The 24817-nt window shown below is 71.1% G+C and carries 18 protein-coding genes; 9 read left to right on the top strand and 9 right to left on the bottom strand.

Going from position 1 to position 24817, the window contains the following annotated elements:
- Positions 1-25 precede the first annotated feature (25 nt).
- Positions 26-1120 carry an IS630 family transposase gene (locus B9S58_RS13740; protein WP_103531692.1) on the bottom strand — a complete coding sequence of 365 codons (1095 nt, stop codon included), beginning with the start codon at positions 1118-1120 and terminating at the stop codon, positions 26-28.
- A gap of 520 nt (positions 1121-1640) precedes the next feature.
- On the opposite strand from B9S58_RS13740, the gene B9S58_RS13745 reads away from it, so the two are divergent.
- Genes B9S58_RS13745 through B9S58_RS13755 form a run of 3 tightly spaced genes read left to right on the top strand, consistent with a single transcriptional unit; the run spans position 1641 to position 2823 of the window.
- On the top strand, positions 1641-1940 hold the full coding sequence (locus B9S58_RS13745) for a transposase (RefSeq protein ID WP_103532400.1): 300 nt from the start codon (positions 1641-1643) through the stop codon (positions 1938-1940).
- Positions 1937-2233: an IS3 family transposase gene (locus B9S58_RS37955; RefSeq protein ID WP_181009301.1), complete on the top strand. Its 297-nt coding sequence runs from the start codon at positions 1937-1939 to the stop codon at positions 2231-2233. Before B9S58_RS13745 ends, B9S58_RS37955 begins: the two co-directional genes overlap by 4 nt.
- Positions 2206-2823 carry an IS3 family transposase gene (locus B9S58_RS13755; RefSeq protein WP_103532401.1) on the top strand — a complete coding sequence of 206 codons (618 nt, stop codon included), beginning with the start codon at positions 2206-2208 and terminating at the stop codon, positions 2821-2823. The genes B9S58_RS37955 and B9S58_RS13755 overlap by 28 nt, the downstream gene beginning before the upstream one ends.
- Before the next feature lie 129 nt (positions 2824-2952).
- Here B9S58_RS13755 and B9S58_RS13760 read toward each other — a convergent pair whose 3' ends face one another.
- From B9S58_RS13760 to B9S58_RS13785, 6 genes are read right to left on the bottom strand one after another with little or no spacing between them, the layout of a single operon-like run.
- Positions 2953-4131, bottom strand: a complete 1179-nt coding sequence (locus B9S58_RS13760; protein ID WP_103532402.1) for a cytochrome P450 — start codon at positions 4129-4131, stop codon at positions 2953-2955.
- Positions 4128-5105 (bottom strand): acetylserotonin O-methyltransferase, encoded by a 978-nt coding sequence (locus B9S58_RS13765; protein ID WP_258044476.1) that lies wholly within the window; start codon positions 5103-5105, stop codon positions 4128-4130. Before B9S58_RS13765 ends, B9S58_RS13760 begins: the two co-directional genes overlap by 4 nt.
- Before the next feature lie 2 nt (positions 5106-5107).
- Positions 5108-12394, bottom strand: a complete 7287-nt coding sequence (locus B9S58_RS13770; protein ID WP_103532404.1) for a non-ribosomal peptide synthetase — start codon at positions 12392-12394, stop codon at positions 5108-5110.
- The gene (locus B9S58_RS13775; protein WP_103532405.1) at positions 12391-12963 is read right to left on the bottom strand and encodes a DUF6875 domain-containing protein; all 573 of its coding nucleotides are present in this window, start codon (positions 12961-12963) and stop codon (positions 12391-12393) included. The genes B9S58_RS13770 and B9S58_RS13775 overlap by 4 nt, the downstream gene beginning before the upstream one ends.
- Positions 12957-14225 (bottom strand): NAD(P)/FAD-dependent oxidoreductase, encoded by a 1269-nt coding sequence (locus B9S58_RS13780; RefSeq protein ID WP_103532406.1) that lies wholly within the window; start codon positions 14223-14225, stop codon positions 12957-12959. Before B9S58_RS13780 ends, B9S58_RS13775 begins: the two co-directional genes overlap by 7 nt.
- Positions 14222-15883, bottom strand: coding sequence for a non-ribosomal peptide synthetase (locus B9S58_RS13785; protein ID WP_103532407.1), 1662 nt, complete (start codon positions 15881-15883; stop codon positions 14222-14224). The genes B9S58_RS13780 and B9S58_RS13785 overlap by 4 nt, the downstream gene beginning before the upstream one ends.
- Positions 15884-16229: 346 nt before the next feature.
- Between B9S58_RS13785 and B9S58_RS13790 the strand changes: the two genes are divergently transcribed.
- A complete protein-coding gene (locus B9S58_RS13790) occupies positions 16230-17234 on the top strand; it encodes a ParB/RepB/Spo0J family partition protein (protein WP_103532408.1) in 1005 nt (334 codons plus the stop codon).
- Here B9S58_RS13790 and B9S58_RS13795 read toward each other — a convergent pair.
- Positions 17142-18497: an MFS transporter gene (locus B9S58_RS13795; protein WP_103532409.1), complete on the bottom strand. Its 1356-nt coding sequence runs from the start codon at positions 18495-18497 to the stop codon at positions 17142-17144. The two genes, B9S58_RS13790 and B9S58_RS13795, sit on opposite strands and share 93 nt — an antisense overlap.
- On the bottom strand, positions 18494-19648 hold the full coding sequence (locus B9S58_RS13800; protein WP_103532410.1) for a sulfatase: 1155 nt from the start codon (positions 19646-19648) through the stop codon (positions 18494-18496). Before B9S58_RS13800 ends, B9S58_RS13795 begins: the two co-directional genes overlap by 4 nt.
- 173 nt (positions 19649-19821) lie before the next feature.
- Here B9S58_RS13800 and B9S58_RS13805 point away from each other — a divergent pair, with 173 nt between their 5' ends.
- The 5 genes from B9S58_RS13805 to B9S58_RS39035 all read left to right on the top strand — a co-directional run.
- The gene (locus B9S58_RS13805) at positions 19822-21486 is read left to right on the top strand and encodes a B12-binding domain-containing radical SAM protein (RefSeq protein ID WP_103532411.1); all 1665 of its coding nucleotides are present in this window, start codon (positions 19822-19824) and stop codon (positions 21484-21486) included.
- Positions 21487-21489: 3 nt separating this feature from the next.
- Complete coding sequence (locus B9S58_RS13810; protein ID WP_103532412.1) at positions 21490-22509, top strand: sulfotransferase; 1020 nt, start codon at positions 21490-21492, stop codon at positions 22507-22509.
- Positions 22506-23249, top strand: a complete 744-nt coding sequence (locus tag B9S58_RS13815; protein WP_103532413.1) for a class I SAM-dependent methyltransferase — start codon at positions 22506-22508, stop codon at positions 23247-23249. Before B9S58_RS13810 ends, B9S58_RS13815 begins: the two co-directional genes overlap by 4 nt.
- Position 23250: 1 nt before the next feature.
- Positions 23251-23703, top strand: a complete 453-nt coding sequence (locus tag B9S58_RS13820; protein ID WP_103532414.1) for a rubrerythrin family protein — start codon at positions 23251-23253, stop codon at positions 23701-23703.
- A partial coding sequence (locus B9S58_RS39035; protein ID WP_258044480.1) for an ATP-binding protein occupies positions 23700-24817 on the top strand: 1118 nt, incomplete at its 3' end. The genes B9S58_RS13820 and B9S58_RS39035, both read left to right, overlap by 4 nt.

The following is a 24817-nucleotide window of genomic DNA, read 5'->3' on the forward strand; positions in this document are numbered from 1 at the left end:
CTAGTGTCTCGTGATCCTGATCGTGTCAGTTTGAGTTGTTATTAACGAGTTTCTTCATGTTGGTCTGGACGACGCGGACCTTCGCGAGGATCTCTTCGGCGGACGCGGTCCAGGTGAAGGGATTCGCGTCCTCGTTCCAGGAGTTGATGTAGTCGCGGATCTGCTTGACCAGGACGTTGACGCTGGAGAACGTGCCCCGGCGAATGGACTGCCGAGTCAGGATCCCGAACCAGATCTCGATCTGGTTCAACCATGAGGAACCGATGGGAGTGAAGTGGAAGCGGATGTGGGGGTTCTTCTCCAGCCATGCCTTCACCTCCGGCGTGGTGTGCGTGGACAGGTTGTCCAGGACGACATGGATCTCCTTGCCGGCGTGCGGCTTGGTCGCCTTCTTCAGGAAGGCGAGGAAGCTTGCCCCGTTCCGGCTCGGCCTGCACTCGCCGGTCACCTCACCGGTATGGACATTGAGGGCGGCGAACAGATTGGTGGTGCCGTGCCGTACGTAGTCGTGGGTGCGCTTCTCGCCCGCGCCGAAGGTGACCGGCAGTACCGGCTGGGTTCGGTCCAGCGCCTGTATCTGCGTCTTCTCGTCAATGGACAGCACCACCGCGCCGCCGGGCGGGGCCAGGTACAGGCCGACGACATCGGCGACCTTGTCCGCGAATGCGGGGTCCTTCGAGATCTTGAAGGTGCCGTTCCGGTGCGGCTTGAGGTTCTCCTCCCGCCAGATGCGGGCGACGTAGTGCCAGGACACCGAGATGCCCTCGCGCCGCTTCATGTGATTGACCAGCGTCCGCGTGGACCAGTGGGACAGCCCCGATTCCGTCGGCGGGGTTGTCTTCGTCAATGCGATCACCCGGGCCCGAGTGGTCGCGGGGACCTGATCGCGTCCGCCGCCGGGTTTCCGGGAAGCCAGTTGGGCAATCCCGCCCACGAGGTAACGGGCCTTGGCGCGGTCCACCGTATTCGGTGCGACTCCTGCGAGTTCGGCGATGTCCTTGCGTCGCCGCCCCTCGGCCGTCCACAGCACCAGGCGGGCCCGCAGAGCGGCATCGGCAGGGGCATGACGGCTGCCCGCCAACTCCCGCAGCTCATCGATCTGTTCGGAAGAGAGATCCACAACAGGCTAACGAAGCGACGCGCCATCAAGTTCCAACGACAGGATCACGAGACACTAGTGCACTCTGCGCCGATGCCCCGCGGTACGCCATCCTACCGAGCTTGATTGCCGCACCGCCCCCGGCAATTCCAACTAGATCCAGAGTTCCTGCGACCCAGTCGCCCTTCGAGAAGTCAGCGTACGCATCCACGGCGGCGCTTGCCATCGCGACCGGAATCAGCGCTGGTACCGCAATTGATGCGACCGCAAGAATTGTCGCGCGATGAGCGTTCCAAAAGTTCCCGACACTCTTCCAGAAGCCGGCTCCTTTCCGATTCTTTTCTTGTCGCGCCTTTTCAGCTGCTATGGACTGCCGCATCTTTTCTGCCGCTGCGGTGCGAGCGTATTCCTCTTGGGCAGCGTAGGTGGTCTGGCCGTAGGAGTTGTGTCCGAGATGGCCGTAGGAGTTGAAGCTGAACCTTCCCCTTGATCGTGGACACCTGGAGACTGGGACCTGAGATTCCAGAGGAAGTAGCACCAGGTGGGAAGCAGGCACACGAAGCGGTACACCGCGGAGTTCAAGAGGGACGCCATTGCGCTCGTCGACTCCACGGGCAAGACGATCACCGCCGTCGCCCGGGAACTCGGCATCAGCTCCGAGTCCCTGCGCGGCTGGTACCGCCAGGCCAAGGCCGACCGTGGCGAGGGCGCCCCGAAAGAACTCACGACCGCCGAGCGCGAGGAGCTCAAGCGCCTGCGTCGGCAGAACGCCGAGCAGGCCAAGACGATCGAGGTTCTGCGAAAAGCCGCGGTCTTCTTCGCGAAGGAGAGCGATCGGTGAACGAGACGTATGCGTTCATCGAGGCGGAGAAGACCACCCACGGCGTCGCTTTCCTCTGCCGCCTGCTCAAGGTGGCCCGTTCCCCGTTCTATGCCTGGCTCGCCGAGGCAAAGCCCCGGGCCGCCCGCCGGGCCGCCGACCAGGCCCTGGTGCACGAGATCACCGTGATCCACGTCGGCTCGCGCCAGACCCATGGTGTCCCGCGCGTCCATGCCGAACTGCGGCGTCTGGGACGGGCGGTGAACCGTAAACGGGTCGCCCTCTCATGCGCGAGCACGGCATCCAGGGCGTGACCCGCCGCAAGCGCCGTTCGCTGACACGAGCGGACAAGAAGGCCAGGCCGGCCCCGGACCTGATCGGCCGCGAATTCCACGCCGAAACGCCCGGCACGAAACTGGTCGGCGACATCACCGCCCTGCCCACCGGCGAGGGCCGGCTCTACCTCGCCTGCTGGCTCGACCTGGCCACCCGCGAGGTCGTCGGCTACTCGATGGCCGATCACCACCGCGCCGATCTCGTCTTCGATGCACTGGACATGGCCCACGGCCGCGGTGGACTGCAACCCGGCTGCGTGATCCACAGCGACCGCGGCAGCGAATACACCTCGACCCGATTCCAGGACCAAATAAGGGAGTTGGAACTCCGCCAGAGCTGCGGACGCACCGGGTCCTGCTTCGACAACGCCGCCGCGGAGAGTTTCTGGGCCCTGCTCAAAGAAGAGATCGGCACCCGCGTCTGGCCTGACCGGGCCACCGCCCGTGCCGACGTCTTCGATTTCATCGAGACGTTCTACAACCGGCGCCGACTGCGCAGACACAAGGTCTTCGGCTACCTCACCCCGACCGAGACCCGCCAACGGCACCGACACACCCTCGCGGCATAACCATCGAGTGTCCAAGATCACGGGGAAGCTTCAGGTCAGTGGATTCGCCGGGACCGAAGCCAGCCTGCCGGAGCGGGGCTCGTCAGTCAGCCCGTCCAACCGCATCCGGATAGACCTTCAGAGACCCGACTACCTGGTCGAGTTCCCACGATCCGTCGCGTCCCCCGGCAGAGACGAGGTTCTTGGCTCATGGGGGGTGAACGTGACCGGGAGGGCCTGGGGGCCGCGGAACGTCGGGGCGTAGCCCCAGTCGACCTCGCCGCTCGGGATGTCCAGGGTCAGGTCCGGCAGGCGGCCGAACAACGTGGTGATCGCAATCTCCGTCTCCAGCTTCACCAGATGGCTGCCCAGGCAGGTGTGCGCGCCGTGGCCGAACGCCAGGTGCGGGCGGGCATCACGGGTGAGGTCCAGGGCGTCGGGGTCGGGGAACCGGTTCGGGTCGCGGTTCGCCGCCGCCAGCGACAGCAGCACCACCTCGCCCTCTCCCACGCAGGCGTCCGCGATCGTCATGTCCTCGCTCGCATACCGGTACTCCGCCACGTGCGACGGCGAGTCCAGGCGCAGCAGCTCGTTGATCGCCCGGGACCAGTCGATGTCGCCGCCGAGCAGGGCAGCTCGTCGGGCGGGGTGGCCGAGCATGCGCAGGATGGTGGTACCGAGGAACTGGATCGTGGTGATGTGACCGGCGCCGATCAATGTCATGGCCATCACCTCCAGCTCGTCCCCGGTCAGCGCGCCCGACGCGATCAACCGCGTCGACAGGTCGTCCCCCGGGTGCGATCGTTTGTAGGCCACCAGCTTCCTGACGTAGCCCACCAGCTCGGCCAGCTTCGCCTCGTCGCGCGGCTGCTGGAACTTCGCGCGGTACCACATGTCCAGCACGTCGGCGGCGGGCGCGCGCTCGGCTTCCGGGACGCCGAGCAGGTCGTGCATGACGGCGACCGGGACCTCCCGGGTGTATTCGGCCACGAGGTCCGCGCGCCCCCGCCCGGCGAACGACTCGACGGCGTGCGCGCAGGTCCGGGCGGTGCGATCGCGCAGGCGGGACACCGCGGCGGGGGTGAACGCCGCGGCGACGAGCCGGCGCAGCCTGGCGTGTCCGGGATCGTCCAGATGGGACAGACCGGGCGGGTGCGGGTCGGGGTTGACCGGGGCGGCGCTGCCCAGGCGGCGGTCCGCCAGGCAGCCGCGGACGTCGTCGTACCGGGTCACCAGCCACATCCGGCCCGGGACGTGCGGGCCGCCGACGGGGCAGACCGGGTCGTGCTCGCGCAACCAGGCGTAGCCCGGGTACGGGTCGGCGGTCACGACGGCCGACCGGCGATCAGCAGCCTCTCCAGCGGGGACGCGGCGAGCGGCTCGACCCGCGTCTCGGTGAGCCCGGCCTCGCCCAGCCATGCCGCGAGGTCGGCGTAGCGGTGCACGCCGCCGGCGTGGCCCTGCCACAGGGTCAGGTCGAACATGCCGAGGAACCCGGCCGCGGCCGGGCCCAGCCCGGCAGGTGGTTCCCGGTCGTGGTCGAGGATGGCGATGCTTCCCGTGGGGGACAACGATTTCGCCGCGCGCCGGAACAGCTCACGGCATTCCTCGGGGCGGTGGCCGTGCAGGACGTTGAACAGCAGCACCAGGTCGTGCCCGGAACCCAGGTCGTCAGTGAGGTAGTCACCTGCCCGCGCCGTCACCCGGTCCGGCGGGGCGTCTTCGCGGAGGGCCGTGATCGTCTCGGGCAGGTCGAAGACGGTGACCCGCATGTCCGGGCGGCGGCGGCACAGTTCGACGGTGTGGTCGCCGTGGCCGCCCCCGATGTCCAGGACGGTCGCGGCGGGAGGCAGCGCGGCGGCGATGTCGTCGGCCAGGTCCGCGGCGGCGCCGGCGAGCATCCGGCGCAGGCGGGCCGCGGTGGCGGGGTGCTCGCGCAGCCAGGTGTAGAAGCCACGGCGGGGCGTGCCGGTACGGATGGTGTCCTCGATGTCGGCCCAGTGCTCGAACAGGACCTCGTGCCAGAACAGTTCGACGTCCACCGGGCCGGGTGTCGCGGCGGTCGTGACCCCGTCCTCGTCGTGCCGCAGGTAGCCGAAGGTCACCAGGACATTCACCAGGCTGCGCACCCCGGCCGGGTCACCGCCGATCGTGGTGGCCAGCTCCTCGACGGACAGCGGGCCGGCTTCCAGCGCGGTGAACACCCCGAGCCGGACACCGGCGATCATGGCCCGGTACCCGGCCGCGCCGAGCCGGTCCAGTACCGGAGCCGGGACACCGGAGGATTCTTCGGGCAATGGCATGATCATCCACTTCCGGAAAGCGCGCCGGCACCGGTGAGGAAGTCCAGGTGCCTGCGCAGCATTCGCTCGTCGGCCGGGGGGAACCCCACCCCCGCCCCGGCCGCGGCGGCCCAGGTGCGGGAGCAGTCGAACCGCGGGTGCGGGCGGGGGCGTTCGGGCAGGGAGAAGGCGAGCGGGGCGAAAGGCCCGGCCGGGTCGGCGAGCATCCGCTCCCGCCATCGGTGGTACGGCACCACCTCGGTCGGATGACCGGCCGAGGTGAGGGCGGCGGCGAGGGCGGTACGGGTGAGGCCGCTGTCACCGTGGTAGTGGTGGTCCCGGCAGAGGTGGTTCGGGGCCTGTGAGAGCGCGACGATCGCCGCGGCCACCGTGTCCACGGGCACCATGTCCAGCACCTCGGCGGTGTCCGGGACGGCGCCCGCGGCGACGCATCCGGTCAGCCAGCGGCTGAACGCGGAGCGCGGGTCGGCGGCGCCGGTGGCGGTGTCGCCGACGATGGCCGCGATGCGGTGGATCGAGACGGGCAGGCCGTGACCGCGGGCGGCGGCGGCCATGGCGTCGGCCACCCATTTGCTGAGGTCGTAGCCGCTGGTGAGGCCGCTCGGGTCGGTGGGGGCGTCGGCCTCGGTGACGACGCGGCCGTCGTGGGCGGCACCGAGAAAGACGCCGAGGGTGGAGATCAAGTGCAGCGGGGCGCCGCTGTCGCCGGCCAGGCGCAGGATCGCGGCGGTGGCGTCGACGTGGGCGGGTTTGAGGGCATGGTAGGGCGCGGCGAAGTGCGGCACCGCGGCGTTGTGGTAGATCGCGTCCACGGTCGTGAGGGTGTCGTGATCCTCTGTGGACAGGCCGAGGCCGGGTGCGGACAGGTCGCCGGGGACCGGGATCACGCGGTCGGTGACCGGCAGCCGATCGATCGAGTCCTGGCGGACGAGGCAGTGGATCCGGGCGTCGGTCCGGGCCAGGAGCTGGTCGAGGAGGTGGCGGCCGAGAAAGCCGGTGGCGCCGGTGAGCAGGATCCGGCTCGGTGTGCCGGCCGGGGGGACGCCGGGTGGGTGGACGGTGCGGAGCCGGATCTCGGGTGGGGGGACGGCGTCGGCGCGCAACCGGTCGACCGTGGGCAGGTCCGCTGAGGCACCGTCATCGATGGCTGCCGCGAACGCCGCCACGGTGGAGGCGGTGAACAGTGTGCGCATCGGCACCGTGACGCCGAGGCGGTCGCGGACGGCGGCGAGGACGTGGGCAGCGATGAGCGAGTGTCCGCCGATGGCGAAGAAGTCCGCGGTGCGGTCCATGTCGGACTTGTCGAGAACGGTGGCCCAGATGGCGGCGACGGCTCGCTCGGTGTCGGTCCGAGGCGGATCCGCCGGGACGGAGGGGATGGTGGGGGGTTCGGGGAGAGCGGTGTTGTCGACCTTGCCGGTGCTTTGGGTGGGAAGGGCGTCGAGGACGACCACGGTGTCCGGCACGAGATACGCGGGCAGGCGGTCGGCGCAGAAGGCGCGCAGGCCGGGAATATCCGGGACGGCAACCCGCGAGCCGGGGGTGGTCGGATCGGACGCTTTCCGGGTGGGTGTGGTCAAGGTCGGGGCGCCGACGTAGCCGATGAGGCGGTCGCCCCTGGCCACCACCACGGCCTCCGCGACGGCCGGGTGCGCGGCGAGTACGGCCGCCACCTCCCCCGGCTCCACCCGGTTGCCGCGAATCTTGACCTGGTCGTCGGCCCGGCCGACGAAATCGAGCGTGCCGTGCGGGTTCAGCCTCGCAAGGTCGCCGGTCCGGTACATGCGGGCGCCGGGGCGGTCGCCGTACGGGTCGGCGAAGAACGCCGCGGCGGTCGCGGCCGGATTTCCCCGGTACCCCCGGGCGGGCGCCGTCCCTCCGATGTAGACCTCACCGACCACGCCGACGGGCACCCGGCGCAGAGCCCGGTCGAGGAGGTGGACGCGGACGTGTCGCAGCGGGCGGCCGATCGGCAGTCGGGTGGGGTGCTCGCGGCCGTCGACGGTGCGATGGCTGGTCGCGCAGACGGTGGCTTCCGTCGGGCCGTAGTGGTTGTGCAGGGGAATGCCGTGCTTCGCCCACGCGCGGACGGTCGCCGCCGGGACGATGTCGCCGCCGACCATCATGATCTCCAACGGGAGGCGTTCCCCGGCGAGATCGGCAACCCAGCGCTGCCAGAGGGGAGCCGCCGTGTCCACCGCGGACACTCGGTGCTCGGCGCAGAGCCCGAGGAGGTCCGGTCCGGTGAGGCCGCCCGGGTCGGGGTGGATGACCAGGGTGGCCCCGGCCGCGAGGACCGGGAAGATGTCGCCGAACGCGGCGTCGAAGTGCGGGGGCGGGACCATGAGGAGGCGGTGCGCGGCGGTGAGTCCGTGTTCGGAGATGAAAGCGGTGGTGAGGTTGAGGAGACTGTCGTGCTGTACCTCGACGCCCTTGGGTTCGCCGGTGGAGCCGGAGGTGTGGACGACGTAGGCGAGCTGGGACGGGTGGATGGGCGTCGGTTCGTGGTGGCCGGTGGCGGGGAGGGCGTCGCGAGTCAGGACGGTCCTCGCACCGCTGGCGGTGATCAGGGCGTGTTGGCGGGAGGGCGGCTGGGCGGGGTCGATGGGGACGAAGCATCCGCCCGCCTTGAGCACGCCGAGGATCGCGATGATCGCGTCGACGCTGGACGGGATGGTGATCGCGACCGGGTCCTCGCTCCGGATGCCGGCCTCGCGCAGGTGGTGGGCGACGGCTGAGGATCTGCGGTCCAGGTCGCGGTAAGTGAGGGGCGTGGCGGCGAGGTCGAGGACGGCGGTGGCGTCAGGGGTCCGGGCGGTGTGGGCCGCGATCAGGTCCACCACGGTCGTGGCGGCCGGTCGGGTGTGGACGGCCGGGCCGGTGGACGGCGTGTCCGGTCCACCGGGGGAGGCTGGATCGGACCGGGTGCCGAGGGCGGTGTGGACGGCGCTGTCGGCCGGGGACAACAGGTCCAGGTGAGCCAGGGGAAGACCGGGGTGGCGGGCCACGGCCTCCATGACCGCCAGCACCTGGTCGGCGATCCTGCGGATCGTGTCCGCCTCGTACCGGTCGGTGCGGTAGTCGATGAGGGCGGGCCAGTCGCCCTCGCGTTCCCTGACGTGGAGCGTGAGGTCGAAACGGCTGGTGGCGCGGTCGATCGGCAGCGGGGTGGTGGTCAGGCCGGTGAAGGTGACGGGGGCCGTCTCGCGGTTGAGGACCAGCATCGTCCGGAACAGAGGGTGGTCCTCCCGTGGGGTGGGGAGCGTGGTGAGGATGTCGGCCAGGGAGATGTCGGCGTGATCCATCGCGTCGGCCACCACCCCGGTGGCGTCGGCGAGCAGGTCGCGGGGGGTGGCTCGACTGTTCGTGCGGAGCCGGAGCGGGAGGGTCGTGACGAACATGCCGATCACGTCGTCCCACCCGGCCGGGCGGGTGCTGACCGGGGCACCGACGACGAGGTCCACGCCACCGTCCCGGGTGGAGGAGACGATGGCGAAGACGGCGAGGAGACCGGCGAAGGTGGTGGCCCTCTCGCCCCGGCACCAGGTGGCGAAGCGGCGGGAGAGCCCGGCCGGGACGGTGAACCGGTGGGTGGCACCGGGGGCAGCGCCCGCGCGGCGGGGGTGAGCCGGGCCCGGGCCGGATTCCAGGTGCGGCGATCCGCCCGATGTGGGGGTGGGGGCCGTGCCGTACGGGTGGTCCGGCGAGGGTCCGGAGGCAGGCGGGGCGTCACGGAGTGCTTCAGCCCAGAATTCGGTGGTTCGTTGCCGTGGACCCACGGCTGCCGGCGCGGGGGCCGGTGGTCCCGGTGCGCTGGTCTTCGAGCTGAGTGCGGCCCTCGGCTCCTGGACATCCGTGCCACCGGACAGGGGCGAGGCGATCGGATCCACGGTGGTCAGGGCCGTCAGCAGGATCGACATCGATGTGTCGTCGCAGATGATGTGGTGAGCGGTGACCGTCAGGAGATGCGTCGTGGGGGCGGTTCTGATCAGGTGGGCTCGCACCAACGGGCGCCGGGTCAGGTCGAAGGGGTGGTCGGCGTCCCGGGTGGCCAGGCGTTCGGCCTCTGGCCACGGGTCCGCGTGAGCGCTCAGATCGGTGGTGCGCCAGGCCCTCGCCGACAACTCGTCCGTGCATGGCGCCGCGCTCAGCCGGGGGGTGTCGTCATGGACGACGATCGCCGATCGCAGGACGGGATGGGTGGCCAGGGTGTGGGCGAACCTGGCACGCAGGTCCGCCTCGTCGAGCGCACCCTCCAACCGGACCGCGGCGTGCACGACGTAGGTGCCGTTGTCCTGGCCCGCCTGGTGGATGATCCACAGTCCGTGCTGCGGGCCGGACAGCCGTCCTGGTGGAGCGGGCACCGACCTCGGAATCTCCGGAGTGCCGGGATTGCCCTGGCCCGCATCGATCGCGGCGGCCAGGGCGGCGACGGTGGGGTTGGCGAACAGGGTTCTGATCGTCACCTCCACGCCGACCGACGCCCCGATCCTGGCGACGGCCTTCACCGCCGCCAGGGAATGGCCGCCGGACAGGAAGAAATCGTCGTCGCGGTTCACCGGGCGAGCCAGCAGGCCCGCGAAGATCTTCGCGATCGTGGCCTCCAGACCCGGGTGGGGTTCAGAGGCGGCGGCATCCTCCGCCGGTGGGGGCAGCGCTCGTACGTTCAGCTTTCCGGAGCTGGTCAACGGGAACGCGTCCACGGACACCATCGCCGACGGCACCAAGTAGGCGGGAAGGGCACGGCTCAGCCGCTCCCGCACCCTCGGCCAGCGGGGCCGCCCGGCGGCCGGGATCACGTAGGCCACCAGGCGGTCACCGTCACCGGCCACGCGGGCGTCGGCGACCTCCGGATCCGCCCGCAGTGCCGCCTCCACCTCGGCCGGTTCGACCCGGTGACCACGCACCTTGAGCTGCGCGTCCACCCGCCCGACGAACTCCACGACACCGCCCGGCCGGCGCCGCGCCAGGTCGCCCGTCGCGTACATGCGCGCGCCGGGGACCGGCGAGAACGGGTCGGCGACGAACCTCGTCGCCGACCGGCCGGGCGCGCCGAGATAGCCGCGCGCCAGCGGGAAACCCCCCAGGTACACCTCGCCGACCACGTCGTCGCCAACCGGTCGCAGGCCCGCGTTCAGCAGATGCATGGCCACACCGTCGAGCGGGCCGCCGATGCCGAACCTGCTGCCTCGGCGCACCCGCTCGGCGGTCGACCAGATCGTCGTCTCGGTCGGGCCGTACGCGTTCCACAGCTCGGCCCCGCCCAGCGACCCGGCCAGCTCCGGCGTCAGCACCTCCCCGATCGACACCCGGACCCGCACGGACTCCGGCACCCCCCCGGCCGCCACCAGCACCGCCCACACCGACGGGGTGACCTGGACGACCGTGACCGCCTCGGCCATCAGACGCCGCACCAGCGCGGGACCGTCCACAACGATCTCCGGCGGTACCGCCGCCACCCGGGCGCCCACCGTCAGCGGCCCCACCAGTTCCCACACCGAGATGTCGAACGCCGGGGAGGTCATGGCCGCCACCACGTCCCCGGCGCCCAGCCCCACCAGAGCCGTCGACCGGGCCAGCATTCCGGCCACCGCGCGGTGCGGCACGCCCACCGCCTTCGGGCAGCCGGTCGACCCGGACGTGTGGAGCACGTACGCCAGTGACTCGGGTGCGATTCCGGGATCGACGCGCTCGAACTCCTCCGGCAGGTCCGGGATCTCGGTCAGCACGACGCGGGCGGCCCCGGTGACGGCCCGGCGCCTCGGCTCGGGCCACAACGGTTCCACCGGCACGTACACCGCGCCCGCCCGCCAGATCCCGAGGACGGCCACCACCAGGTCCGTGCCGCGCGGCAGGTCCACCGCGACCCACGCCTCCGGCCCGGCGCCCTTCGCCCGCAGCACCGAGGCCAGCGCCGCCGAACGGCGCTCCAGCTCGGCGTAGGACAACGCACCCACCGCGAGGCCGTCCGCGCCGAACCGGATCAGCTCCAGCACGGTCGACGGCGCCGGAGCACCGGCCGGCCCGGCCGGCGGCGCAGCCACCACCGAAGGCCCTGCAGTCAACGCCGACAGCCGGCGGTCGGGGTCGGCGCACGCACGGTCCAGCAAGGCCAGCAGCCGCCCGGCGACACCGTCGACCGTCGCACCGTCGAACAGGTCCGTGTCGTGCTCGGTGACCACTGCCATCTCCGCACCACCGGACTCCACCATCACGGTGAGGTCGACGTCGGCCGTGCCCGTGTCCGGCAGCATCCGGTCGGCCCGCACGCCGGGGAGCACCACCTCGGGTGGGTCCTGCATCACGAGGTGCGCCTGGCACAGCGGCGCGTGGCTCGGGTCGCGAGAGGCGCCGACCGCCTCGACGATCCGGTCGAACGGGACTGCCGCGCTGCCCAGTCCTGCCGATACCGCGCGGCGGGCTCTGGCCACCAGCTCGTGGAACGTGGGATCGCCGCCGATCCGCACCCGCAACGGCACCGGGTTCACGAACATTCCGACGACGCCGGTGAACTCCGGCCCCGGCCGACCGGACACCAGGGTGGCGACCACTACGTCCTCCTGACCCGCCGTCGTGCCCAACGTGGCGGCGTACGCGGCCTGCAGCACGACGAACCGGGTGGCGCGCGTGGCGCGGGCGAGCGCGTCGACCCGCGCGGTGAGCCCCTCGGGGACGGCGTGGCGGCGCAGCTCCCCCCGGAAGGCCCGCATCCTCGGGCGGGGCCGGTCGGTCGGCAGGGTGAGCAGGTCCGGCACTCCGTCCAGATCGGACACGCGGCGGGACGGGTCGTGGTCGGTGATGTCCGGCGGCGCTCCAGGATCCGGCAGTGGCCGGGACGGGTCGGCGTACAGGGCACTGATCTCCCCGCACAGCACCGACAGTGACCTACCGTCGACGGCCGCGTGATGTGTGTTGATCACCAGTATGTGGTCGGTCGGAGTGATCCGGCCCAGACGGATCCGGAACAACGGACCGGTACGCAGGTCGAACGGCTCCCGTACGGCCCGCGCCGCGAACGCCTCCGCGTCCGCGGCCGGCACCGTCCGCACCACGACATCCGCGGCGCCCACCGGACCCACCCGGCCGACCGGCTCGCCGTCGACCTCGTCGAATGTGGTTCGCAACACCGGGTGCCGGGCCACCACCAGATCCGCCGCACGGCGGAGCGCGTCCACCGACACGGGGCCGGCCAACCGGAACACCGCCGGGTTGTTGTGCAGGGGTGCGCCATCGGCGAACGCCTCGAGGAACCACAGTCGCCGGGCTCCGGGCGGGAGCGGGACCGTCATCGGAACGCTCCCCGATCTCCGAACCGGCGCCGGTACGCCGCCAGCTGCTCCGGGTCCGCCCGCAGGAACGGCGCGTCGGCGGACACCATGTGCCGCACCGCCAGCAACGGCAGCGGGCTGCGCATCGGCCGGAAGGCCGCGTTCCACAGACCGGGCGCGGACGGCGGTCCCGGGTGGAACTCACCGATCATCAGGCCGCGTTCCACGAACCCGGGCTTCAGCTCCCGCTGCGTGCGGTCGATCTCCCCGGGCGTGACGTCCGGCAGCACCACCAGGACCGTCCGGTATCTGGCCTGCGGCCCCTCACGCGGCGGCAGGTCGGGGAACCAGTCGCGGTAAGCGGTCATCACCGCCCGCAGGTCCGGCCGTCCGGGGTGTACGGCGAGGAAGAGCCCGCCCCGTTCCAGCGAGACGGCCGTGTACGGGCAGACGTCGCCGCCCCGCCCCAGATCGGGGTGCGGTCGGCACAGGTAGGACCGCGCCCACGCCAGCACCACCCCGGCGTCGGCAGGCAGGTCCGGGTCATCCGGCTCGAACAGCGCGACGTCACCCGTCGGGTGGCTCAGCATCTCCCGCTCCGCTTCCGCCGCGCCGCAGCGAGCAACGTGACTCCGCCGAGCCCGGCGAGTCCACCGAGGAGGCGGTCCTGGCGTCGGGCCCGGGCGAGCGCGTCGCCGTACGGGAGGCTGCTGTGGCTGATCATCGCGTACAGCGTCCGCCACCCCGGTATCAGGCGGCCGAGCGCGAAGTCGATCCGCTTGCGGGCCAGGAACACCGGCGACCGCACCCGGTCGCGCAGCTCCACGAAGTTGCGCGCGGACAACTCGGCGAGCACGTCGGTGTGCGGACGGCGGCGGGCCTCGAACGCGGCGAGCGCGTCGTTCGGGGTGTGCTCGGCGAGACACGCGTCGAGCACCGCGCAGTCCTCGAACGCGGCGTTCATTCCCTGGCCGTAGAACGGGAACACGGCGTGCGCGGCGTCGCCGACGAGGACGACACGGTCGTGCTGCCACGGCGCGGTGCGCACCGACACCAGACTGCCCGGCTCGTGCGCGAGGAACTGCGTGACCAGGTCCGGCACCAGATCGGTCAGATCGCCGAACTCGTCGGCCAGGAAAGCCCCGGCCCGCGCCGGGTCGCGCAGCCCCGAGAACCCGGTGTCGCCGTCGAACGGCAGGAACACGGTGCCGGTCAGCGATCCGTCCGGGTTGGGGTGTGCCACCACCAGTCCCCGCTTGCCCGGCCACACGTGCAACGCCTCCGGTCGGTCGACGGCCGGAATGGTGAACTCCCGGTAGCCCCAGTCCAGGTGCGTCTGGTGGAACCGGGCGCGCACCCGGCGGTGCAGGTGCCCGCGCACGGTCGAGTAGGCGCCGTCCGCGCCCACGACGAGGTCTGCCGAGAACGTCCGGGCCGGGGTCCGCACCTCGGTACCGGCCAGGCCGGTGACGCGCTGCCCGAACCACAGCCGCACCCGGGGAACCGATTCGGCGGCGTCGAGCAGGGCGATGTTGAGGTCGTGGCGGCGGACCGCGTGCAGCACCTCGGTGTCGTCCGCGCCGTAGGGCTGGTAGGTGACCCGGCCGCTGTGGTGGACGATCCGCCCGCGCATGGGAACCGCTTGGGCCAAGGCCTTTTCGAGGAGGCCGATGTCGCGCAGCGCCGCTCGTCCGCGTTCGGACAGCCCGACGCTGATCGACGCGGCTTCCGGGCCGTTCGTGCCGCGTGGGTCGCCGCGCCGCTCCACCACGTCCACCTGGTGGCCGCGGCGGGCCAGCCGGATCGCCAGCATGGTTCCGGCCATACCCGCCCCGACGATGACGACGTTCATGTCCGGCCCCTGGCCGAGTCCACCGGGGCCGCCGGGTCCATCGCGGACAGGGCTTCGGCGAGTTCGGCGGGTGTGGAGGCGTCGAACACGGTGGCCACGGACGCGTCCACGGCCAGTTCGAGCCGGATCCGGCTGACCAGCGCGGTGGCCATGAGCGAGGTGCCGCCGAGGGCGAAGAAGTCGTCGTCCGGCGCGGCCGAATCCACCGACAGCACCTCGGCGAACAACCGGGCGAGGTCGTCGGCGAGCGCGCCCGACGCCCGCGGCGCGGGCTCGGCGAACGCGGCCCGGTCCAGTTTTCCGTTGGGGGTCAACGGGAAATGCCCGACCACCTCGATCATGTCCGGGACGAGGTGGGCCGGCAGCCGCTCGGCGAGGTGCGCGCGCAGGTCCGGCACGCTCGTCCCGCGCGGCACCACGTAGCCCACCAGGTAGGCGCCGAACGGTCCGGCACGGGCGACGACCGCCGCCCGCGCCACCGCCGGGTGAGCGCCGAGCGCGGCCTCCACCTCGGCCGGTTCGACCCGGTGGCCGCGGATCTTCACCTGATCGTCGGCCCGGCCGAGGAACAGCAGGTCACCGCCTGGCAGCACGCGGACCAGGTCGCCGGTGCGGAACATGCGCGACCCGGGCGGCCCCCACGGGTCGGCGACGAACCGCTGTGCGGTCGGTCCGGGGCGGCCGAGGTAGCCGCGCGCGACCCCGGCGCCGCCGATGTACAGCTCGCCCTCGGCGGCCGGGGCGCACGTCTCGTCCAGCACCCGTAGTTCGGTGCCGGGGATCGCCGCCCCGATCGGCACCACCGGGCCGTCGGCGAGCGGCGCGCTCGTGGTGGCGCACGCGGTCGTCTCGGTCGGTCCGTAGGCGTTGATCATCCGGCGGCCGGCAGACCATCGGGCGACGAGCTCCGGACCCAGTGCCTCCCCCGCGACGATCAGGCAGGCGACCGACGGCAGCGCCATGTCCGGCTGGGTGGCGAGCGCGCTCGGTGGCATGCACACGTGGGTGACGCCGTGCTCGGCGATGAACCGGGCGAACGGTTCGCCGGGGGGAAGGCCCTCGGGCGGCGCGAGAACGAGCGTAGCCCCGGTGAGCAGCGCCATGCACAGGTCGGCGACGGCCACGTCGAAGCCGACCGACGCGTACTGCAACACCCGGGCACCCGGTCGGGCACCGAAGCGTTCCCGCTGCGCCGCGACGAGATGAGCGATCCCCGTATGGGGAACGACCACGCCCTTGGGCTCGCCGGTCGAGCCGGAGGTGTAGATGACGTAGGCGGCGCACGCCGGATCGGGATCCGCCACCGGGGCGGCGGACACCGCCGCGGCCTCCAGCGCCCGCAGTTCGCCCGGTGTCAGCACCAGGGCGGGACGGGCGTCGGCGAGCACGGCGACCACCCGGTCCCGCGGTTGGGTGGAGTCGACCGGCAGGTACGCGGCTCCCGCGGAGAGCACGGCGACGACGGCCACCACCATGTCCGCGCCGCGCGGGATCGCGACGGCGACGATGTCGTCCGGCCCGATCCCGCGGTCGCGCAGCCCGCCCGCCACCGCGGAAGCGCGGGCGTCGAGCTCACCGTAGGTGAGCGTGCCGTCAGCGGCGACAACCGCGATCGACTCCGGGGCCCGGACCACCTGGCGCCGGAACATCCCCACCATCGTCCCGTCCGGTAGGGAATTCACCGTATCTATTCGCGCGTCCACTGCCGTTTCACACTCCGTGACCCACGGAAATCTATGAGAAGGGAACGGGGGGAACTCTGTCTCATGACGCGGATCGGTGTCAACGAGGTCGACGAGGTGCTTTCCGCGGCGCTCACCCGATGCGCCGACCGCAAGGGAAATTATGAGAACTTACTAAGGGAAACTTTGTCTCGCCGGTCCGTTCAGTGACATAACCTGGCCAGTATCTTGTTAGCCGCTTCCCAAGATCCGATCAGTTACGCGCTGCCGAGCGTGACCATGCCGTGCTCGGAAATGGGTTGGCCCATCTGGAGGAGTTCGGATGAGCGGGACATCGCTGGGTACGCAGCCAACGGAGACGACACCGACGTTCGTGCCGGTCGATCAGGTGACCGAAACGTGTCTCGTGCGGGTCGCCGGCTCCAGTCCCGACCACGTCAGCGCGCTCGCGCAGTGCCCGGACGACCTCCCGCCGATCCTCGTGCACCGGCCGACCATGCAGGTGATCGACGGCGTGCACCGCCTGCGTGCGGCCAAGTCACGCGGGGACGCCACCATCGGCGTGCGGTTCGTCGACGGCACGGAGGAGGACGCGTTCGTACTGGCCGTGAGCGCCAACGTGACCCAGGGGTTGCCGCTGACGCTGGCCGACCGCACCGCCGCCGCCTCCCGGATCCTCTCGTCGCATCCGCACTTGTCGGACCGCCTGATCGCGTCGACAGCAGGATTGTCCACCAAGACGGTGGCCGCGATCCGGCAGCGTACAACCGGGGAAATTGGTCAGTTGCACACCCGTCTCGGCCGCGACGGGAAAGTTCGGCCACTCGACGCCTCCCACGGACGCATGACGGCGAGTCAGGCGATTTCGAACAACCCGGATCTTTCGTTGCGGGCGATCGCCCGAATCGCCGGAATATCGGTCGGCACCGCCCGGGACGTCCGGGAAAGAATGCGCCGCGGCGAGGATCCCATTCCGCCGCGGTACCGCATTTCCACCGGACACCGCACGGAATACAACACACCGGAAAACGAAACACCGGGCAACAACACCGGTGGTGACGACGGCACCACCGGCACGCCTCGCGCCGAACGAGACCGGTTCCTGCTCTCGCTGCGCACCGATCCGTCGTTGCGGTTCTCCGAGATCGGCCGCGCGCTCCTGCGGCTGCTCGACGCCAACACCCTCGACACCGCGCAGTGGAACCGCCTCGCCGCCGCCGTCCCCCAGCGCTGGTCACCGGTCGTCGCCGACCTCGCCATGGACTGCGCGGCCGACTGGTCGGCGCTCGCCTGCCGGGTCCGCGACCAGGTCCGCGTCAGCGCGTGAGTCCGGCGCGCACGCCACGGCGATCGCCGCCGCCGCCTGGACCACCGCGAACAGCGCGATCACCGGAAGCAGGGACGACGAGCCACCGGTGATCGCGACCGCGACCAGTGGCCAGAAGCTGGAGATCGTGACGCCCACCTGGTAGGTCACGGCGATCGCGGAGAACCGCACCATGGTCGGGAACAGGTCCACCAGAAACGCCGCCAGGCCACCGTAGATCGCGCCGTGCGCGATGGTCAGCGCGGGGACGAGCACCAGGGCGACCAGCGGCGGATCGCCCGAGGACAGCCAGGCGCCCGCCGGGATCATCGCCGCCACCGCGACCACGTAGCCGAAGATCATGACCGGCCGGCGGCCGAACCGATCGGACAGCGCGCCGAACACCGGCAGCGTCACGCACTCTCCCAGGGCCGCGATCATCAGCACGGTCAGCACGGTGGACCGCACCTCCGGCCCGGACTTCGCCGCGTGCGCCACCAGGAAGACAGTGAACATCGCGATCACCGACCCGGTGCCGAGCGAGGCGAGAACACCGATCACCACGCGGCGCGGCCATCGCCGCAGCACCATGATCACCGGCACCCGGGCGGGACGGTTCTGCGCCCGGCCACGTACGAACTCCGGTGTCTCCTCGATCCCCAGCCGGACCCAGATACCGATGCCGACCAAGACGATCGACCCCAGGAACGGCAGCCGCCACCCCCAGGTCAGGAAGTCCTCCTCGGGCAGCTGGGAGATCAGCACGAAGGTCAGGTTGCTGCCGAACAACGCCAGCGCGAAGCCCATCGCGGGCCAGCTGCTGAAGAATCCCCGACGTCTGGGCGGGCCGTGTTCGGTGCTGAGCAGCACCGCGCTTCCCCATTCGCCGCCGATGCCGATGCCCTGGGCGACGCGCAACGTCACCAACAGGACCGGAGCGAGGACACCGGCCGTGTCATAGGTGGGCAGCAGGCCGACGCCGAACGTGGCGATGCCCATGACGAGCAGCGTCCACACCATCATCGACTTGCGGCCCACCCGGTCCCCGAAGTGGCCGAACAGCAGGCCGCCCAGCGGGCGCGCGACGAACCCGGCCGCGTAGGTGGCGAACGACGCGAGCACACCGCCGGCTGCCGACGATCCCGGGAAGAACAGCGGGCCGAACACCAGCGCGGACGCCGTCGCGTACAGGTAGAAGTCGTACCACTCGATGGCGGTGCCGATCGTGCTCGCGATCAGTACCCGGCGGACCGGGCGAGGTGCCGAGGTCCCTCCTGGTTTCACGCCTCCTCGTCGGACACGAGAACCCGCCCGCCGAGCTCGTCGGGATCGGCGGCGAGGTCGTAGGCCCACACCTGCCGCCCGTCCGCCTCCCAGATCACCTTCCGCCCGTCCGCCCGCACCGCGTGCAGCGCCTTCAGGTCCGGGTAGTCGTCCGAGGCGGCGGCCCGCTCCTGCGGGAAGTAGGTCTCCGAGTACGCCTCGCGGGACGCCCCGGTGCCGCCCTCGAAGAACTCGGTCAACGAGGCACCGTCCGAAGTCAGCGGGTCCAGCCCGAGGTGGTCGAGCACCGTCGGCATGATGTCGACCAGCCGCACCTGGCTGTCCACGCTCATCCCCACCGGCACCCCGGGGCCGCTGATGACCAGCGGCACGTGCTGGGTCGCGTCGAACAGCAGGCAGCCGTGGCCCTCCTCGTACGGGTGGCCGAGGTCGCCGGCGTGGTCGTTGGGGTACCACCCGGCCAGGTCCTCGCCGTGATCGGAGAAGCACACCACCAGCATCGACTCGATGTCGTGGCCCATCTCGGCGATGCGGCGCAGCAGGAGCTGGACGTAGTGGTCGGTGTAGGCGATCTCGCCCTCGTACGGGTTCGCCACCTCGACGCCGACGTCCTCCGGCGGCTCGTACGGCCAGTGCGCGTCGAAGAAGTGCGCGAACAGGAAGAACGGGCCGGCGCCGTCCAGCGACTGGAGCCAGCGGGTGGCGCGTTCGACCACCACCGGCGCGCGCTTGAGCGCCAGCCCGCGCAGCTTCACGTCGCCGACCGACAGCGGGTCCCGGCCGTCCGGCAGCAGCGGGATCTCGTCGTCGTAGAAGTCGAACCCGCGGTCGATCCCGTACCACTGGTTCAGGCCGGGGCAGGACACCACCGCGCCGGTCGTGTACCCGGCCGCCGACAGGCACTCCGCCAGCGTCGGCACCCGCTTGTCCAGCGCTTCGCGGAACAGGTGCCTCACCCCGTGGCGGGGTGGCTGGAGGCCGGTGAACACCGTGGCGTGGCTGACCGGTGTCAGGGGGCACGACGAGATCGCCTGCGTGAAGCTGACCCCGCTCGCGCGCAGCCGTTCCACACCGGGGTACTTCCCCGAATAGGCCACGTCGGCGCGCACGGTGTCCAGGGAGATGAACAGGATGTTCGGCTGTGTGGTCACCGGGATTCCTCTGTATTCCTCTGTCGACGCCAGCGGCCCCGAAGGCTAACAACGGGCTTCCCGCGTACGACAACGACGAACTGCGCGGCATGAACACCGGTGCCGAACAGCACGTCCCGCTCCTACAGTTACGCGGCGGAGACTCCACGACCGTGAAGCGAGGGAGCATTCACATGGCGCGCAAGTTGTCCCTGGCCCTGGAGCTGTATGCCGACGCGAACGGCACCGTCGACCAGCGCTATATCGAGCAGATGCGCAACCAGGACGCCGAACCCGTGCCGGCCGATCCCGCGCTGCCGAGGTTCACCCTCGTCGTCGGGCCCTCGCCGTTCACCATGCCGCGCGGTTGGGAGTTCTTCCTCACCTCCCCCTACGAGGGTGCGACGTACATCTCGACCGTGCTGCACAACGCCGGATATCCGGTGCGCATCGTCGACGTCCGCTACACCCCGAACCCACTGCGGGCGGCGTACGAGCAGATCATCGAAGGCACCGACGTGCTCGGTGTCTGCACGTTCGAGGACAACTTCCCGTTCTGCCGCGCGCTGATGGCGATGGTCCGCGAGTCGCACCCGCACATACCCATCATCTGCGGCGGCTCGCTGGTCACTTCCGCTCCGTCGGTGTTCATGTCGGACACCGACTGCGACATCGCGGTGATCAGCGAGGGCGAGATCACCATCCTGGAGCTGATGGAGAGTTACGCCCGCGGCTCGTGGAAGCAGGATCTCCCGACCGTCAAGGGCATCTGCTACCGGGACGAGAAGGGAAACCCCCGCCGCACACCGCCACGTGGCCAGATGATGGATCTCGACGCGCTGCCCAGGATGCGGCTCGACCTGTGGCCCCAGTCGCGGTCGCCGCTCGGCATGCAGCCGCAGGTGATCTCGTCCTACAGCCGGGGCTGCAAGATGGACTGCTCGTTCTGCTACCGCACCACCCCGCAGGTGCGGGCGAAGTCGCCGGAGAAGATGGACCGCGACCTCGACTGGCTGAAGACCCAGTACGGCGTGGAGTTCTGCTTCTTCGTCGACCTCACGTTCAGCTCACACCGCGGCCAGACCATCGAGATGTGCGACGTGATCTCCCAGCACGATCTTCGGTGGACCTGCCTGACCCGGTGCGCCGACATGGACGTACCGCGCATCGACGCGATGCGGGGGGCGGGTGCGGACATCATCCTGTACGGCGTCGAGTCGCTGGGCCGCGAGGTGTTGCGCGAGGCCCGCAAGGGCAGCAGCGAGAACCTGACCGTCCGCGCGATGCGCACCACGTTCGAGGGCGGCGTGCGGTTCGGCTCGCTGCTCATCGTCGGTCTGCCGAACGAGACCGAGGAGTCCCTGTCGGACATGGTGCAGTTCGCCGAGCAGTACAACCATGTGACCCGGGTGAAGTACCTGTCGGCCATGCCCGGTACGACGGTGTACCAGGACGCGGTGCGGAACAAGGTGATTCGCACCGAGATCGACCATCTGAACTGGCTGTCGGTCGAACAGGCGCTGCACGAGGACGAGTTCCTGAACGTGAGTGGGCTGCCCGAGCGGGTCTGCCGGGACGCCTACAAGCGTGTGTACGACGCCTATCAGCCCGGCCCGGTGATGGACTTCAAGCACTGGCCGGAGCACTTCCAGTACTTCCACCCGCAGCCGGCCGACGGCACCGAGCGGTCGACGTCGTATGCCGGGACCGGCTGGCGCACGGGGTGGAGTTCCGCCGCCGCGCCGCTGGTTCCCGGTTCCGAACGGTTCACATTGGACAAGGTGGCCGACCCGGAGGTGGCCGCGGTCGGGAGCGCTCTGATGGACTGCGGTGCGAAGAAGCTCGCGGTAGGGGGCTGACCGGTGTCCACTCAGGACGGCCCGATCCTGATCATCGGGACCGAACGCTCCGGGTCGAACCTGCTGCGGCTGGTGCTCGACGCGCACTCGCGGATCGCGGTCCCGCACCCGCCGCACTTCATGCGGTACCTGTCCGGCATCCCGTACAACGGTGATGTCGACGCGATGGTGGGCGACGCGATGTGGTTGCTGCGCGACCACATCCACCCGTGGCCGCACGTGATCGACCGGGCCGCGGTGGCCGAGGCGGCCGGCCCGTCGCTGTTCGGGGTGGTGTCGGCGATCTACGACCAGTACCGCGTCGCGGAGGGCGCGGCCCGGTGGGGGTGCAAGAGCACGTTCATGGTCGAGCACGTCGACGAGGTGCTCGCCGAACTCGCGGACGCGCGGTTCCTGTGGCTGGTGCGTGATCCCCGCGATGTGGTCGCGTCGGCGAAGCGGGCCGTGTTCGGCCACTGCCACCCCTATCGGATGGCGCTGCGGTGGACGGCCGAACAGGAGCTCGCCCGCGCGGCCCGGGAGCGGTGGGGGCCGCAAGTGGTGCACCTGGTGCGGTACGAGGACCTGGTGTCCGCGCCCGACCGGGAGATCCGGGCGATCTGCGACTTCATCGGTGAGGCGTTCGAGCCCGCGATGCTGACGCACCACCTCAGTGGCAACGCCCGGGTGACCGCGTCGCTGTCGGCGTCCTGGCGCACGGCGGGCGACCCGATCACCACGGCCCGGATCGGCGCCCACCGGCGGGGGCTGTCCGACCGGGAGCGGCGGCAGGTGGAGAGCGTGACCGCGCGGGTGATGGAGACGCTTCGCTACCCGTTCGAGGGGGCCTCGCTGGACGAACCGGCTCCTGGTCCGCTCGGCGTCGCGCTGCGCGGGTTCGCGGTGCGGCTGGCGGTGGAGGCGCGATCGCTGTGCACCGACCGCAACCACTTCCGGCGCTGGCGGCGCGACGCCACCGTCCGCCGGCTGCGCCGCCGCGCGAAGCCCCACCGCGCCCTTGTTCCGGCAGGAGAGAGCAGATGAACGAATCGGGAAGCGTCCGCACGCACTTCGCCAACCGGGCGAGCACCTATGACCGGTCCAGTTCGTGGTGCACCGACGACGCGCTCGGCGAGCTGATGCTGTCCGCGGCCGCGCCCCGGCCGGGCGACGCGGTCCTGGACGTGGCGTGCGGCACCGGGCTGGTGTCGAGGCTGTTCGCCGGGCGGGTGCGGCGGCTGGCCGGCGTGGACATCACGCCGGAAATGGCCGAGCAGGCGCGTGACGTGCTCGACGAGTTGGTGATCGCCCCGGCGGAGGAGCTGCCGTTCGACGACGGCGCGTTCGACATCGTGGTCTGCCGTCAGGGGATCCAGTTCATGACCCTGCCGGACGCGGTGCGGGAGATGGTGCGGGTGACCCGGCCGGGTGGGCGGGCCGTGCTGACCCATCTGTGCGCCTACGGGGACGACGACCGCGACGAGTACGCCGAGATCCTGCGGCTGCGCAACCCGGCCCGGCGGCACTTCTTCCGGCCCGGCGATGTCGAGGCCCTGCTCGTCGGCGCGGGGTGCGACCCGGTGCGGTCGCAGCGGTACGTGTCGGTGGAGGACGTGGACGTGTGGTCGGACAACGGCGCGATCGGTGAGGACGCGCGGGAGGCCATCCGGGACCGCTACGCACGGGCGTCACCCGCGTTCCGCGCACGCCACGCGGTGGTGGAGACCGGCGGGCGGATCACCGACCGGATGCTGTTCGCCGTCGTCTCGGGAACGAGGGTCTGACATGGAACCGGATCAGTCCCCCGCCGACGGCGTGCGGGCCGCGTTCCTCGCCGAGGCGGCCACCGCGGCGCGGTACACCTACTTCGCACAGGTCGCCGAGATCGAGGGTCACACCGAGGCGGCCCGGGTGTTCGGCGAGCTCGCCGAGAGCGTGGCCTGCGCCGCCCACGGCCACCTGGATCTGCTGCGCGACCTGCTGGGCGGCGACGACCCGGGCACCGGCCGTGCGCTGGGCGACACCCGCCGTAACCTCGCCGCGGCGATCAGCGGCGACCTCGGGGAGGCCACCGAACGCTATCCCGGCCTGGCCGCGCGGGCCCACATGGACGGCGTGGCCGATCTGGCGAGCTGGCTGGAGACGCTGTGCACGTTGAAGAAGACGCACGTGGACCGGCTGGAGCAGGCCCTCACCGGGCTGGACGAGCCGCGGTTCGCCGGGAACGGAGCGCCATGACCACCGCATACGACGCCGAGGCGATCACCGTCTACTCCGGTCTTGAGGCGGTGCGCCGCAACCCGTCGATGTACGTCGGGTCGACCGGCCCGGACGGCGCCCACCACCTGGTGCTCGAACTGGTCGACAACGCCGTGGACGAGGCCGCCGCCGGTCACTGCGGCGCGATCTCGGTGGAGCTGCACGACGACGGCTCCTGCTCGGTCACCGACGACGGCCGGGGCATCCCCACCGACCCGCACCCGGAGGCCGGGGTCCCGGCGTGTGAGCTCGTGCTCACCACGCTGCACTCGGGGGGCAAGTTCGACCACTCCTCGTACGCGACCTCGGCCGGGCTGCACGGTGTCGGCCTGGCCTGCGTGAACGCGTTGTCCCAGTGGTTGCGGCTGGACGTGTGGCGCGACGGCGCGCACCACAGCGAGTCGTTCGCCCGAGGCTCGGTCGAGACCCCGCTCAAGCGGGGCGGCGACAGCGACCGCCGCGGCACGCGGGTGTGGTTCCGCCCCGACCCGGAGATCTTCTCCTCCTGCGTGCTCGACGCGGAGCTGCTGCACGCCCGGCTGCTCGACATCGCGTATCTGCACCCGGGCCTGCGGGTCGAGCTCATCGACCACCGCACCGGGCGGAACGAGTCGCTGTGCGAGATGACCGGGGTGCGGGGCCTGCTCACCTACCGCGCCCGCGACGCCGAGAAGGTGCACGCCGAGCCGACCACCATCTCCTGGGCGGGGGACGGATGCGTGATCGACGCCGCCGTCCAGTGGACCGAGGGGTACGCGGAGCAGATCTTCGCCTACGTCAACACCATCCGCACCGACCTGGGCGGGTCGCACGTGGACGCCCTGCGCGCGGCGCTGGCCGGGGTGGTGGCCGAACGCCTCGGCCCGGCCGCGGACAAGATGACCGCGGTCGACATCCTGGAGGGGCTGACCGCGGTGATCGCGATCCGGATCCCGGACGCGCGGTTCGACGGCCAGACCAAACGCACCCTGCGCAACGACGAGGCGGGCGCCCGCGTGTTCGACGTCGTCACCGAGCAGGCGCGGCGGGCGCTGGCGGCCGACCCGGAGCTGGCCCGCCGCATCGCCGAACGGGCCGTCGACGCGAGTCGGGC

The organism is Streptomyces sp. SM11, from assembly GCF_002910905.1.
Classification (GTDB): Bacteria; Actinomycetota; Actinomycetes; order Streptomycetales; family Streptomycetaceae; genus Streptomyces.